Origin of the sequence: Streptomyces sp. V4I23, assembly GCF_030817975.1 — a bacterium.
GTDB lineage: Bacteria > Actinomycetota > Actinomycetes > Streptomycetales > Streptomycetaceae > Streptomyces.
Genome location: NZ_JAUSZW010000004.1, coordinates 1,186,940 through 1,200,777, shown reverse-complemented (window position 1 = coordinate 1,200,777; position 13,838 = coordinate 1,186,940). Strand labels below are relative to the sequence as shown.

At 71.0% G+C, this 13,838-nt stretch carries 9 protein-coding genes; 3 read left to right on the top strand and 6 right to left on the bottom strand.

What is annotated here, in order from left to right; all coding sequences use genetic code 11:
* Positions 1-91 precede the first annotated feature (91 nt).
* The 3 genes from QFZ82_RS07600 to QFZ82_RS07590 form a co-directional block, all read right to left on the bottom strand.
* Complete coding sequence (locus QFZ82_RS07600) at positions 92-3,151, bottom strand: Tn3 family transposase (protein ID WP_307712402.1); 3,060 nt, start codon at positions 3,149-3,151, stop codon at positions 92-94.
* 253 nt (positions 3,152-3,404) lie between these two features.
* Positions 3,405-4,931, bottom strand: a complete 1,527-nt coding sequence (locus QFZ82_RS07595; RefSeq protein ID WP_307712401.1) for a M1 family metallopeptidase — start codon at positions 4,929-4,931, stop codon at positions 3,405-3,407.
* A gap of 113 nt (positions 4,932-5,044) precedes the next feature.
* On the bottom strand, positions 5,045-5,485 hold the full coding sequence (locus QFZ82_RS07590; protein ID WP_307712400.1) for a hypothetical protein: 441 nt from the start codon (positions 5,483-5,485) through the stop codon (positions 5,045-5,047).
* A 159-nt stretch (positions 5,486-5,644) separates the two neighbouring features.
* Between QFZ82_RS07590 and larC the strand changes: the two genes are divergently transcribed.
* Complete coding sequence (larC, locus tag QFZ82_RS07585; RefSeq protein ID WP_307712399.1) at positions 5,645-6,883, top strand: nickel pincer cofactor biosynthesis protein LarC; 1,239 nt, start codon at positions 5,645-5,647, stop codon at positions 6,881-6,883.
* A gap of 28 nt (positions 6,884-6,911) precedes the next feature.
* Here larC and larB read toward each other — a convergent pair whose 3' ends face one another.
* The 3 genes from larB to QFZ82_RS07570 form a co-directional block, all read right to left on the bottom strand.
* Entirely contained in the window at positions 6,912-7,616 is a 705-nt protein-coding gene (gene larB, locus QFZ82_RS07580; RefSeq protein WP_307712398.1) for a nickel pincer cofactor biosynthesis protein LarB, read from the bottom strand.
* On the bottom strand, positions 7,609-8,478 hold the full coding sequence (gene larE, locus QFZ82_RS07575; protein ID WP_307712397.1) for an ATP-dependent sacrificial sulfur transferase LarE: 870 nt from the start codon (positions 8,476-8,478) through the stop codon (positions 7,609-7,611). Before larE ends, larB begins: the two co-directional genes overlap by 8 nt.
* Positions 8,479-8,557: 79 nt before the next feature.
* Entirely contained in the window at positions 8,558-9,862 is a 1,305-nt protein-coding gene (locus QFZ82_RS07570; RefSeq protein WP_307712396.1) for a lactate racemase domain-containing protein, read from the bottom strand.
* 189 nt (positions 9,863-10,051) lie between these two features.
* Here QFZ82_RS07570 and QFZ82_RS07565 point away from each other — a divergent pair, with 189 nt between their 5' ends.
* Both QFZ82_RS07565 and QFZ82_RS07560 read left to right on the top strand, forming a co-directional pair.
* On the top strand, positions 10,052-11,374 hold the full coding sequence (locus tag QFZ82_RS07565) for a mannitol dehydrogenase family protein (protein ID WP_307717654.1): 1,323 nt from the start codon (positions 10,052-10,054) through the stop codon (positions 11,372-11,374).
* 296 nt (positions 11,375-11,670) lie between these two features.
* A complete protein-coding gene (locus QFZ82_RS07560; protein ID WP_307712395.1) occupies positions 11,671-13,677 on the top strand; it encodes a spermidine synthase in 2,007 nt (668 codons plus the stop codon).
* Positions 13,678-13,838: the final 161 nt, after the last annotated feature.

Below are 13,838 nucleotides of genomic sequence, written 5' to 3'. Positions count from 1 at the left end.
ACGTTACGGATCCCGGCACCTTACGAAGCGGTGACCAGTACAAACGTCGCCGCCGGGATAGCCCCGGCGGCGAAGGCCACGCGCACCGGGTTCACACCTCGTCGGCCGCGTCCGAGTCGCGCAGCGGACGCAGGCCGCCGGGCAGGTCGGGGAGCTGGAAGGAGTACCGGCCGTGCATGTTGATGTGGTGCCGCACGAACGGTGAGAGGCGGGCGACGTCCTCGTCGCGGACATCGAAGCCGTCCGCCCGCAACTGGGTGACGGCGGCGTCCATGTACCGGGTGGTGAAGAGGACAAGGGCGTTGAGGACCAGGCCGAGGGCGCCGATCTGGTCTTCCATGCCGTCCTGGTAGCGCTGGTAGAGCTGCCCGTTCCTGCCGTGGAAGATCTTCCGGGCGAGGGAGTGGCGGCCCTCCTGAAGGTTGGCCTGGCTCTTGATCTGCCGCCGGTAGCCGGGCTCGTCGGCCAGACGCAGGATGTGCAGACTCTTGGCGATCCGCCCATAGTGCGCGATCGCGTCGCCGAGCGGCGTGGGGCGCCCGTCCCGCGACAGCATCCGGATCACGTCGTAGGCGCGGACCGCTCCGGTGTGGATGGAGCCTATGATGCGAAGGATGTCCTCCCACTGGCGTTCGATCCGGGCGAGGTCGACCCGGCCTCGGGCGGCGTCCTGGAAGGCGCCGTAGTCAGCGCCGCGGTCGATGCGCCACATCTTCTGGTCCGGCAGGTCGGCAAGCTGAGGCGCGTACGCGAACCCGGCCAGGGTCAGCAGGCCGAACACGATGTCGCTGTACGAGGCGGTGTCAGTGACGATCATCTCGGGGCGCTTGCCGCCGTCGCGGTCGTAGAGGACGTCCAGCACGTACAGGGAGTCGCGCGGGGTGCCGGCCACCACCTTCCCGCCCAGCCCCGCCGCCTGGTCGTTGATCATGTTGAGCCAGGTGGCGCCGCCCCGGCGCCCGAAGTACTTCGGGTTCGGTCGGGCGTACACCGACGGAACGGGGACGACGAACCGCATGCCGTCCACAGAGGCGACCAGTCCGCCGCCCCATGCCTGCGCGAGCGGGACGGACGCCTGGTAGTCGATCAGCGTGGCATTCGCCGCCCGGTACGTCGCCAGCCGCAGATAGGTCTGATCGACGTGGGAGAGACGGCTGTACTTCAACGCGTCCACAGAGCCGATGACGGGGGTGTAGCCGACGTTGCAGCTGTGCGCGACCAGGAGCGCGGCGATTGTCACGTGCAGGTCGCTCAGCCTCGCCTCGCCGCCGGTGATAGAGGTGAACGCCTGGTCAGCGCCGGTCCAGGAGAACACCTCCAGCAGGGCCTCCGGCAGGTCGACGCGGGGCAGCATCGCCTCCACCGCCTCCCGCAGGGCATGCAGGGAGGCCGGTTCGGGCTCCGGCTCCAGGGCGGCGAAGTGCAGCCGTCCGTCGTCGTCGAACACGATCTGGGAGTTCGTCGGCACCCGCCCGGCCACCTCCCGGTAGGTGCCGTCCAGCAGCGCGGCCCGCGCCGCCAGATGCTCGCCCGCCTCGGCGGGCAGGTTGAGCGACGCGAGCACGGTCGGCTTGGTCTGCTCCCATGCCTCCCCGTCCAGAAGCTTCGCCCGCGGGTCGCCCCACTTGGAGGAGTTCTTCGCGAACACCTCACGCCGGCGCAGCATCCGGTGGAAGGACTCCAGCACGCAGAACACGTACGCCTTCCAGTCCACCGTGCCCGGCTCCAGGTGCGGCGCGCTCAGCACTAGCCGCCGCCACGAGCCCACCAGCAGGGACGTGTCGATCTCGGCCGGGCCGACCTTCTTTCGCCCCATCAGGTCAGGCAGCGACCGCATCGCCTTCAAGACTGGCAGGCCCTCGGGGGTGGCGCCGAAGTCGACCACCGTCACCAGGAGTTTGAGGAACGGCCGTACGGTGGGGAATCGGGTGACCAGCATCGCCCGCCATGCCTCGTCCGCGTCGGAGTCCAGCGGCGGGGTCAGCTCGAACAGCGCGGCGATCGCGGCCGCCAGCTCGTGGCGCGGAACCACCTGCTCGATCCGCTCCCACATCGCCTCGAACGTCTCCACCTCCGGCGGGGCGATCTCGCCCGTGTCGGTGTCGACGTGCTCAGACGTGGTGTTGAAGACGACCTGGAACGCGGTCGCGAGCTTCGCGGAGGCCCGCTCGACCCGGGGCAGGGTCTTCATCTTCTGCTTCGCCGTCTCCCGCTCCGCCCTGGCCAGCAGCTTCGTGGCAATGAGTACTTCCAGCAGGTCCAGCGCGTCGTCCACCGCCCTGCTCATCAGGTAGACCGCCGTGGCCAGCAGGGTGGCCAGGCGGCGGGAGTCGCCGTGGCGGCGCAGCAGCGACGCCTTGCCGTCCACGCCGTACCGCGACAGCTCCGCCAGCCGCCGCGGCGGTATCCCCGACACGTCCAGCTCACCCATCCCGAATCCGTCTATCTCCTCCGCCCGCTGAAGCGCCCACTTCATCTGAGGGCCGGAGATCCGTACCGGACCGCGCCTCAGCCGGTCCAGCTCCGACACCCGCGCGCCGGGCGGCACGGTCAACAACGAGTCGGGCACCGCCCGTTGACCGGTGCCCAGCAGTCCGTAGAGGGTGTCCCACAGCCGCTGGTTCGCCGTCTCGCGCACCGAGGCGACCAGTCGGGCGAGCGTAGTCACACCGGGCAACAGCACCCGCCGCTCGCGCAGCCACCCCACCGCCGCGTCGAACAGTGCCTTCGGGCCTTCCCCGGTCGTCCAGGCCCGCGCGTCCACCCACGCCCGCAACTCGGCTTCCGCCTCGGCGAACTCCGTGTACTCCAGGAGTTCACGCAGCTCCCACACGTGCTCGAACCGGGTCTTCCACCGCTGTTCGCCGTACGCCTTGAGGACCGAGGAGTCCTCGATGCCGAGCTGCTCGGCGAGATAGCCGACGACCTCCTGCGGAACGTCGGTCGGGTCGTCCAGAAACACCCCGAGATACCGCGCGGTCGTCAGCTGGACCGCGAAACCCAGCCGGTTGTGAGACCGCCGCTTCGCCTCGACGAGCTCCCGGTCCGCGTCGTCCAGGAAGAAGAACCGCTCCAACTCCGTACGGGACGGCGCCCCGTCAAACGCCGCGTACGCGGCGGCTTGCACATCCGTCAGAAACTCGACCGGCACCCTGGACCTCCACACAGTCAATGATCAACACGACTGTCGAAGGTTCCGCCCCCACAGAAGTCCAGGTCAAAGCGCTCTCCCGCGCGCGACGGGCTTAGCGCCAGTTTTCGTTCCGATGTTCCTCAACCCCCAACTCCGCGCCGGCAGGCGCCCGGCACGGCCGGCACGGCCGGCGCCTGCCGGCGTCATCGGCCCGGCCCGAACGCGCCGGTGCCCCGCGGACCGTGGGCCGCGGGGCACCGAGCCGCCACCGTCAGTGGTCGTGAGCGTGACCCTTCTCGTGCTCGTCGTGCTCGTGGATCGTGTTCGTCTCCGCGATCTTCTTCCAGGACTTCGGCTGCGCCGGCCGGGCCGCGTCACCCTGAGCGATCCGCGCCCCGGCCGCCGTCGAGGCGGCCGGCTTCGCGGGCTCGTACAGCCACGTGTCGAACAGGGCGCCCAGCGGCCTGCCCGAGATCCGCTCCGCGTACGCGACGAAGTCGCCCACCTTGGCGTTGCCGTACGCACGCTCCGCCGGCCAGCCCTTGAGGATAGCGAAGAAGTCCTCGTCGCCGATCTCGTTCCGCAGCGCCTGCAGCGCCAGCGCGCCCCGGTCGTAGACGGCGATGTGGAACTGGTTGTCCGGGCCCGGGTCGCCCGGCTTCACCGTCCAGAACGGGTCGTCGGCCGCCCGCGTCGCGTAGACGTGGTCCGCCAGCTCCTGCGCGGTGCCCTCACCCTCCTTCTCGGACCACAGCCACTGGCTGTAGCGGGCGAAGCCCTCGTTGACCCAGATGTCCTTCCAGCCGTCCACCGAGACGCTGTCGCCGTACCACTGGTGCGCCATCTCGTGCACGACCACGGAGACGTTGGCGCCGTTCGCGAACTGCCGCGGGCTGTAGAACGGACGGGTCTGCGTCTCCAGCGCGTAGCCGCTCTTCACGTTCGGCACGTAACCGCCGATCGCGTTGAACGGGTAGGGGCCGAAGATCTCGGTCAGCCACTCGGTGACCTCGGCGGTCCGCTCGATGCTGGCCCGTGCCGCACCCGCGTTGTCGCCGAGGTCCTTGCTGTACGCGTTGAGGACCGGCAGCCCGTCCGCGGTCTTGTCGGTCGTGATGTCGAACTTGCCGACGGCGAGCGTCGCCAGGTACGACGCCTGCGGCTTGTTGGAGCGCCAGTTGAAACGTGTCCAGCCCAGCCGCGAACTCTGCGAGACGAGAACGCCGTTGCTGATGGCCTGGGTGCCGTCCGGGACCGCGACCGAGACGTCGTACGTCGCCTTGTCCAGCGGATGGTCGTTGCTCGGGAACCACCACACCGCCGACTCGGGCTCCTGCGCGGCGACTCCGCCGTCCGGGGTGCGGTGCCAGGCGGTGTAGCCGCCGATGCTGAGCTCGGACGGCTTGCCCGCGTACCGGACGGTGACGGAGACCGGCCGGCCCTTCTCGAGCGGCGTCACCGGAGTGATCTCCAGCTCGTGGTCGCCGCTCGCCGTGAACGCCGCCTTCCTGCCGTTCACGCGCACCTCGTCGACGGACAGCCCGAAGTCGAGGTTGAAGCGGCTCAGGCGCTGCGTGGCGGTGGCGAGGATCGTCGCCGTCCCCTTCAGCAGGTCCGTCTGCGGTTGGTACGTGAGCCTCAGGTCGTAGTGGGAGACGTCGTAGCCGCCGTTCCCGGCTGCCGGGTAGTAGGGGTCGCCGATGCCCGGGGCCCCGACCGACGTGTTTGCGGCCGATGCCGGGATCGCCAGCAGAAGCGTGGCCGCGAGCGCGCTCGGGACGATGAGTCTGCGGTGCACAGGAGCTCCAAGTCGTAGGGACGAACGATCTCCTGGACTCTACGCACGGCCGGAGCCACCGGTCAGGAGCGAAGCTCGGCCTTTCATGCGACTGCCATCCGGTCATGCGATTGTCATCCGGCCGGCACACGACAGCCGGGCGCCCACGGGACCTCGGCCCGCGGACTCACCAGGAAATGGAAGGCAGGTCCGCCCCGGCGGGCGCGCTGCAGAGGCCGACGGTCATCAGGCTCATCAGCTGGTTCACTCCTCAGGCCGTTGCCCAGACACCACTGGAACAGCGCGCTGTTGGAGGCGGGGACGAGGATGCCCGGGCCGCCGAAGGACCGAGCCGAGGCGATGAGCGCCCTGATGTCCTCGGTCGTCTCTCCGTCCGCGTGGGCGAAGAAGGACAGGTCCGTGGTGTATCCGGTGACGCGCTCGTCGTGCTCCGTCACACGGCCCGTTCCCGCCTTGAGCTCACCGCCGCGGTCGAACCCGTGGACCTTCCGCCGCACCTCGTTGCAGGCCGCCAGGTGCCCGTCGGTCGCCGACCGTACCTCGTACCCGGGCACGGTCGCGCCGATCGGCGGCGCCTGGAGGCAGCCGGCGGTCTCACGTTGCGGACACCGGGCCCTCGAATCCCCATCGAGCCGTGCCCGCCTCGCCGTAGACTGCGGCAACAGCGGTAACGAACGTCCCCTGTCCCTCTCACATGCGGGAGACCCAGCGGCATGACTGCGTCCGGCCGAGTTGCCTGGATCGACGCATCCGCGGGGGTCGCCGGTGACATGCTGCTGGGTGCGCTGCTCGACGCGGGGGCGTCGTTGGAGGCGGTCCAGGCCGCTGTCGACGCCGTCGTCCCGGCCTCCGTATGGCTCACGCGGACAGAGGTGACCCGGTGCGGCATGCGGGCGGTGAAGGCCGGGGTCGAGGTACTGGCCGAGGACCAGCCGCACCGCACCTGGCAGACCGTCCGTGAACTGCTGCGCTCCACCGGGGTCGCCGAGCCCGTACGGGCGGGTGCGCTGGCGGTGTTCGAGCGGCTGGCCGGGGCGGAGGCCCGGGTGCACGGCGTACCGGCCGACGAGGTGCACTTCCACGAGGTCGGCGCGTTGGACTCGATCGCCGATGTGGTCGGTGTCTGCGCGGCTCTGCACGATCTCGGTGTCACCCGGCTCACGGTCAGTGCGGTGGCGGTCGGGTCCGGCCGGGCGCGAACGGCTCACGGCGAGATCCCCGTGCCCGTGCCCGCGGTGCTCGAACTGGCCGCCGGGCGGGAGATCTTCGACGGCGGGAGCGGAGAACTGGCCACTCCCACGGGGATGGCCCTGGTCACTGCGTTGGCGGAGGAGTCCGCCGGTCTGCCACGCATGTGCGTCGGCGCCTCAGGCGTGGGTGCCGGTACCAAGGACACTCCGGGCCGGCCCAATGTCGTACGCGTCGTGGTCGGCACCGCCGGACTCGAGCCCGGCCACGGCACCGCCGACACCACGCAGGCGGTGGTGCTGGAGGCCAACGTCGACGATCTGGATCCCCGTGTCTGGCCGGGTGTGCTGGCCTCGTTGCTGGCCGCCGGAGCGTCGGACGCCTGGTTGGTGCCGATCCTGATGAAGAAGGGAAGGCCGGCCCACACCCTCCGGGTCCTCGCTCCGACCGAGCGCGCCGGGGAGCTGCGCGAGCTGGTCCTCCGGGAGACGAGCACCATCGGGGTGCGGGAGTCGGCCGTACGCAGGACCGCGTTGCAGCGCCTCTGGGTACCGGTACCGGTGCTCGGCGGGACCGTCCCGGTCAAGATCGCCCACCGCGGGGGACTGATCATGCAGGCGACGCCGGAGTTCGACGACGTCGCGGCGCTCGCCGCCGAACTGGCCCTGCCGGTGCGCACGGTGCTGGAAGCGGCTGTGGCCCGGGCGGTCGCCGCCGGACTCGTGGGAGGGGCGCCGGTGCCGCCGGGACAGTCACGGCGGTGACAGGGCGGCGTCCGGCGGGTGGCCGCGTTCAGCCGCCCGACCGGGGTGCGGGCGCCGCGATCTGGGCGGCCAGGTGGCCTCCGCCGTAGCCGTTGTCGATATTGACGACGGCCACGCCGGGCGAACAGGCGTTGAGCATGGCCAGCAGCGGGGCGATACCGCCGAGCGCGGCTCCGTAGCCGACCGACGTGGGTACGGCGACGACCGGAGCCGCCACGAGGCCCGCCACCACGCTGGGCAGGGCTCCGTCCATGCCCGCCACCACCACGATCGCCCGGGCCGCGCGGAGCAGGTCCAGCCGGGCGAGGACGCGGTGCAGCCCGGCCACACCGACGTCGACCACCAGGTCGCAGGCCCGCCCCAGGTGAGTGGCGGTCAGGAGCGCTTCCCGGGCCACCGGGAGGTCGGAGGTGCCGGCGGCGACGACCACCACCGGTCCGCCCGTCGGCTCGGGCGGCTCCGGCGGCCAGGCCAGCAGTCGTGCCTCCCCGTCGTACCGTGCGTCCGGCACCTTCGTGAGGACCGCCTCGGCATGCTCGGGCGAGGCGCGGGTGAACAGCGTGACCGTGCCCCGGTCACGGACCGCAGCCGCGATGGAGCCCACCTGCGCAGGCGTCTTGCCCTCGCAGTACACGGCCTCTGGGTAGCCGCGCCGCTCGGCTCGGTCGTGGTCGAGATCGGCGAAGTCCGAGAGGGGGACGAGCGACGCGGGCGGTGTCGGAGCGTCAGCCACGGCTGCCTCCCGTGCCGTCGACCAGGGACAGGGTGAACGCGCCGGAGGTGATGCCGGCGAGGTCCACCGCGACCATCCGGAAGCCGGCGGCCTTCACGGACGCCAGCACCTCTTCGCGCGTGGTGCCGGAGACCATGCGCACGATCTCCGCCACCGGTACCTCGATCCGGGCGATGTCGCCGTGGTGGCGGACCCTGGAATCGGAGAAGCCCAGTTGCCGCAGTGTCTTCTCCGCCTGCTCGACCTGGGCGAGCTTTTCCGGCGAGACCTCTTCGAAGTGCGGGATGCGGGAGGCCAGGCAGGGTGCGGCGGGCTTGTCGGCGCAGGGCAGCCCCAGGGCCCGGGCGATGCGCCGTACCGCCGCCTTGTCCAGGCCTGCGGCGGCGAGGGGACGCAGCACCCGGTGTTCGGCCGCCGCACGGCTGCCGGGGCGGTCGGGGCGCCGCACGTCGTCGGCGTTCTCGCCGTAGGCGACCGCGGCGAGCCCGTGCGCGGTGACCACCTCGTCGGAGATCCGGGTGAACAGCTCGTCCTTGCAGTGGAAGCAGCGGTCGGGGCCGTTGGCGCGGTAGGCCGGGAGCTCGCTCTCGCGGGTGCGGACCTCCACCACCCGCGCGCCGATGAACGCCGCGACGTCGTGGGCCGCGGCCCGCTCGTCCGCGGCCAGGCTGGAGGAGACCCCGAGGACCGCCACCACCTGGTCCGCCCCGAGGAAGCGGACCGCCAGCGCGAGGAGGAGTGACGAGTCGACACCGCCGGAGAAGGCGACCCCCAGCGGGGAGGCCCCGCGCAGCTGTGCGGCGACGCACCCCGCCGCCTCCGCGTCGGCGTCCGTGAGGGTGGGCGGGAGAGTGATGGTCATGCTGTCCTCCTGGTGGTACGTCAGGGTGTGGCGACGGCCCTGGCAGGGCACAGGGCTCGGGCCGGCTGCGGGAAACGGATCAGCGCAGCCGGTACAGGACCTCACCGGCCTGCGGGACGACCAGGGTGTCCGGCTCGGCGGCGAACGCCTCGATGTCCACCTCGGCCGGGTCGAGATGGTTGAGGTTCGCCCCGCGGACGACGTCCTCGGGGATGCCGGTGGCGAGGGTGACCGTCACCCGGAACCGCTCGCCGTGCACAGGGTCGTAGGTACCGGCGCCGCGCAGATGGGTCGAGTGGGCGAGGACGCCCCAGTGCAGGTCCTCGAACCGCTCCCACTGCTGGGTGAAGTAGTCACGGCAGTGGTAGCCGATCCGGGCGATCTCGGGGTGCATCGCGGAGAGTTCCCGCACATGGGGCGCGTAGAGGACGACTTCGCCACCGTCGGCGACGACCGGTTCGAGCTTGTAGAAACCCTTGGCCGCGGTCCACATGTCCTCGTACTTCTCCGGGATCAGCGACAGCACCCGCTTGACCGGCGCGTCGAGATGGCGGACATGGGTCCGGGCCGAGACGTCGGCCGCGGCCGCCCATGCGTCCTCAGGGCTGCCGAACGACACGGCGTGCAGCGAGCCCGTGCCGGATCGGGCCACCACGCACAGGGCGAGGCGCCGGCTCGGGATGAGAGCGGACGCCTCGTCGATCAGCGCCCGCACGGGGGTGATGCCCCGGGTGCCGATGATCTCGGAGCTGGTGATCAGGGCGCCCAGCCAGTGCGAGAGGTCGATGATGTCCGCACCGGCGACACCGGGGAAGAAGTACTTGTTGCCGCCGGAGAAGCCGACGACCTCGTGCGGGAACACCGGCCCGACGACCAGCGCCACATCGTGATCCACGACCGCACGGTTGAGCCTGACCTCGACCTCCCGGCGCAGCAGACCCCCGGAGATCGCGGCCACCCGGTCCGCGGAGATCGTGCCGAGGGAGACGAACGCAGACGGTTCCCACCACTCGTGGTTCCGTACGGTCATGCCCGGATAGCGCGTTTCGAGGCCACCCGCCGGGTGACCCAGGTGGGTGGCCAGTTCGGCCTCGCCCATCGCCGCGTGGGTGCCCAGCGCGATCAGTGTGGTCAGCCGGCTCACCCGCCCCGCCAGGGCGCCGTGCACGGCGGTCAGCAGCAGCGGAAGCGGGCAACTGCGCGTGCCGTCGGGCACCACCAGGCACACGCTTCGGCCGTCGAGGTCGACGTTCGCGAGCTGCCGCCGGACGAACTCCGTGACCTGGTCCTCGCCGAGTACCGTCCGAGGCCCGCCGAGAACGGCCGCCCGTGTCGCCGAACCACCGGTGCTCCGGGCGGAATTGCCGCGTGCGCTCTCCGTCATGTGTGCACGATGCCCAGCCCGCCGCCCCGGCCGCAAGGGTGCGGTGGCAATCTCGTTGCAACCGGTTGCCAAGCATCGACGCTGGTGCGGACAATTCTCCATGTGCCGTATTCACTCGCTGTGCCCGCCTCCCGCATTCCGGTCCTGTCCCGCGCGGGCGGGAGAGCCGATCGCGCCGCGCCGGTGCGTATGTTGCACCTCGGCCTGGGCAACTTCTTCCGCGCGCACCAGGCCTGGTACACGGACCGGGCCTCAGACGCCGGGCAGTGGGGCATCGCCGCCTTCACCGGTCGCCGGCCCGGCCTCGCCGACGTACTGTCCGCGCAGGGCGGCCTCTACACGCTGCTCACCCGCGGCAGCGAGGGAGACCGGTTCGACATCCTTGCCGGACTCTCCGCCACCCACGCGGGCAACGACCACCGGGCGTGGACCGGCCACTGGCGACTTCCGGGGCTCGCGGTCGTCACGCTGACCGTCACCGAGGCCGGCTACTCCCGCCGCCCCGGCGGCGGCCTGGACACCGGGGCCGATTCCGTCGCCACGGACATCGCCGCGCTGCGCGCCGACCCCACGGCCCCGGCCGTCACCGCCGCAGGCAAACTGCTGGCCGGGCTGGCCGCCCGCGACCGTGGCGGATTCGGCCGGGTCGCCGTCGTCTCCTGCGACAATCTGCCCGACAACGGCAGGGCGTTGGAGAACACCGTCCGCGAACTGGCCCGCCACACCGGCCGCCCGGAGCTGACCGCGGCGATCGACCGGTGCGCCACGTTCGCCACCACCGTGGTCGACCGGATCACCCCGCGGACGACCGACGAGGACCTGGCCGCCGTCGCCGCGGCGACCGGCCTCGCCGACGCGGCCCCGGTGGTCACCGAACCCTTCTCGGAGTGGGTCATCAGTGGGGAGTTTCCCGCCGGAAGGCCCCGCTGGGAGGAGGCCGGGGCCCGGTTCGTGGCCGATGTGACGCCGTACGAGCAGCGCAAACTGTGGCTGCTGAACGGCGCGCACTCGCTCCTCGCCTACGCCGGCGGCATCCGCGGCCGTACGACGGTGGCCGACGCGGTCGCGGATCCCGTCTGCCGCGACTGGCTGGCGGAGTGGTGGGCCGAGGCCTCCCGGCATCTGACGCTGCCGCAGAAGGAGTCGGCCGCGTACCGCACGGCATTGCTGGAACGCTTCGCCAATCCACGGATACGGCACGCGCTCGCCCAGATCGCCGCCGACGGTTCTCAGAAGCTCCCGGTACGCATCCTGCCGGTGCTGCGCCGGGAGCGCGCCGCCGGCCGGGTGCCGCAGGGCGCCGTGCGCGTGCTGGCCGCCTGGGTCTGCCATCTGCGAGGGCTGGGCGTCCCGGTGACCGACACCGAGGCCGCGCGGATCGTGCCCCTCGCCCAGGGCCCCCTCCCGGCGGCCGTGCGCGGGATCCTGACGTTCCTCGGCCCCGAACTGGCCGCCGACCTGACGCTCGTGGACGCCGTCCGGGGCCAGGCGGAAGCATTGTGCGCACCATGACCACGCACCGGCGCCTCCGCCGGCCACGGACCTGACGGTCCTTGACCCCGCCAGTGGCTCGGCTCGCATCGTCGGCCGGGTGATCGACGGGCCGCCCGGCGGTCAGCAGACTGTCTCCAGGACCTGATCGTGGAGGTGGTCGTGGGTCGTCGACCGAGTGTGAGCGTCCGGCCGGTCAGCATGGAGGAAGGCCGCCGGGCCGGACACGCGGGTACTCGACTCGTCGCGGCGAAAGTGGGACCTTTCGGGGCATGGAATGTCGCACTGGTGCGTGGGAAATCCGCGGAAAACTGCTGTTGGCCAGCGCGACCATGCTGTTCGTCGAATTGGCCCTGATCCGCTGGACGGGCGCCAACATCGTCCATCTGAGTTACTTCTCGAACTTCATTCTCCTCGGCTCGTTCCTCGGTATCGGTCTTGGATTCCTCATTCCGGCCCGACGAGGGCAGTGGCTGAAACGCTGGGCGCCCGTTCCACTGGCCGTCCTCGTCGTCCTGGTACGGGAGTTCCCGGTCCAGGTGCAGCAGACCAGCGGTGAGGTCATCTACTTCACCGCCGTGAAAACCACAGGACTTCCGGAATGGGTCACCCTCCCGGTCCTGTTCCTGCTGGCCGCGCTCGTCATGGCAGCCATCGGCAAGATCACCGCGGACCTGTTCCGGCAGCTGCCGTCCCTGGAGGCGTACCAGTACGACCTCCTCGGCGCCCTCACCGGGTCCGTGGCGTTCGCCCTGCTGTCCTGGCTGAGCGCCCCCTCGGTCGCCTGGGGAGTCGTCGCCGGACTGGCGATGCTCGTGCTCGGCGGACGGCGCAACAGCGTGCGCTACGCCGTACCGCTCACCGCGATGGTGGCGGTCCTGGCCTTCGAATCGGCGGCGCAGGGCGTCTCCTGGTCGCCGTACTACAAGATCGACGTCGAGCGGCCCCCGGCCGGCAGCAGCACCCGCGACTACAAGATCTCCGCCAACGGCGTCCCGCACCAGAGCATCGCGCCGCTCAGTGTCCTGATGAGGCCGGACTCGCCGTACGGACGGCCGTATCGCGAGACGCCGGGCAACCCCTACCGCAGGGTCCTCGTCATCGGCGCCGGCAACGGCAACGACGTCGCCCTCGCGCTGGCCCACGGGGCGCGGCGCGTGGACGCCGTCGAAATCGACCCGGAACTGCGAGAGATCGGCGCGCGACTGCATTCCGAAAAGCCGTACGACGACCCCAGGGTGCACACATATATCGACGACGGCCGCGCTTTTCTCGAACGGACAGACGCCCGCTACGACTTGATCGTCCTCGCGCTGCCGGACTCACTGACACTCGTCTCCGGTGCGAGTAATCTCCGGCTGGAGAGCTATCTGTTCACCCGGGAGGCGTTCGAGGCAGCGCACGAACACCTGGCCCCGCACGGCGCGTTCACGATGTACAACTACTATCGAAAGGACTGGCTGATCGACCGGTTCGCCGGTGATCTCACCACGGTGTTCGGACACGCCCCCTGCATGACCGATTACGGCGGCCGACAAGCCGTGTTCGTGGCCGGCCGGACCACGGCCGACCAGTCCTGCGCGAAGACCTGGCAGGCCAGTGGCCCCGTCCCGGAGCCCGCGACCGACGACCACCCCTTCCCCTATCTGCTCCAGCGCACCATCCCCAGCCTCTACCTGGGCGCACTCGGGGGCATCCTGCTGGTCACCGTGCTGTCCGTGCGCCTCACCGGGGTCCGCGTCCGGCGCACCGTCCGCTACGCCGACATGTTCCTGCTCGGCGCCGCGTTCATGCTGCTGGAGACCAAGAGCGTCATCGGCTTCGCCCTCTATTTCGGCACCACCTGGCTGGTCAACGCCCTCGTCTTCATCGGCGTACTGCTCGCCGTGCTGGCCGGCGTCGAAGTGCGCCGCCGGATGCGGCGGCTCAACCAGCCCGTCATGACGCTCGTCCTGCTCGCCACCCTGGCCGTCGCCTGGCTGGTCCCCCCGGAGTCCGTCCTCGCGCTGCCCTTCGCCGGACGGCTCGCCGCGGCGATCGCCCTCGCCTTCGCGCCGATCTTCTGCGCCAACCTGATCTTCTCCGACCGGCTGGCCTCCGCCCCCGACCCTACGGCCGCCTTCGGCGCCAACCTGCTCGGCGCCCTCACCGGCGGCACCCTGGAGTATCTCGCCCTGCTGACCGGCTATCAGACGCTGCTGCTGATCGTCGCCGCGCTCTACCTGGGCGCCTACGCGGCGATGCGCCTCACCGGCAACGGCCCGGACGCGCCCGCGCTGCCCGAGCCACGGCCGCTGGAGTCCGAGGCGCCATCATCACCCTGATCGCCCGGCGCAGCCTGACGGGTCCTCAGCGGTCTGGCTGATCCGCTGCAGCCTCCCCCCACGCCTCCCGGCGGCTCACTCGGTCGACGACCCACGACCACCTCCACGATCAGGTCCTGGAGACAGTCCGCCGACCGCCGGGCGGCCCGTCGATCACTCGG

Bases quoted from the DNA above. Each gene is read 5' to 3' on its own strand.
- larC (WP_307712399.1), top strand. From the start codon at position 5,645: ATGACTGCGTCCGGCCGAGTTGCCTGGATCGACGCATCCGCGGGGGTC.
- larE (WP_307712397.1), bottom strand. From the start codon at position 8,478: ATGACCATCACTCTCCCGCCCACCCTCACGGACGCCGACGCGGAGGCG.
- QFZ82_RS07570 (WP_307712396.1), bottom strand. From the start codon at position 9,862: ATGACGGAGAGCGCACGCGGCAATTCCGCCCGGAGCACCGGTGGTTCG.
- QFZ82_RS07565 (WP_307717654.1), top strand. From the start codon at position 10,052: ATGTTGCACCTCGGCCTGGGCAACTTCTTCCGCGCGCACCAGGCCTGG.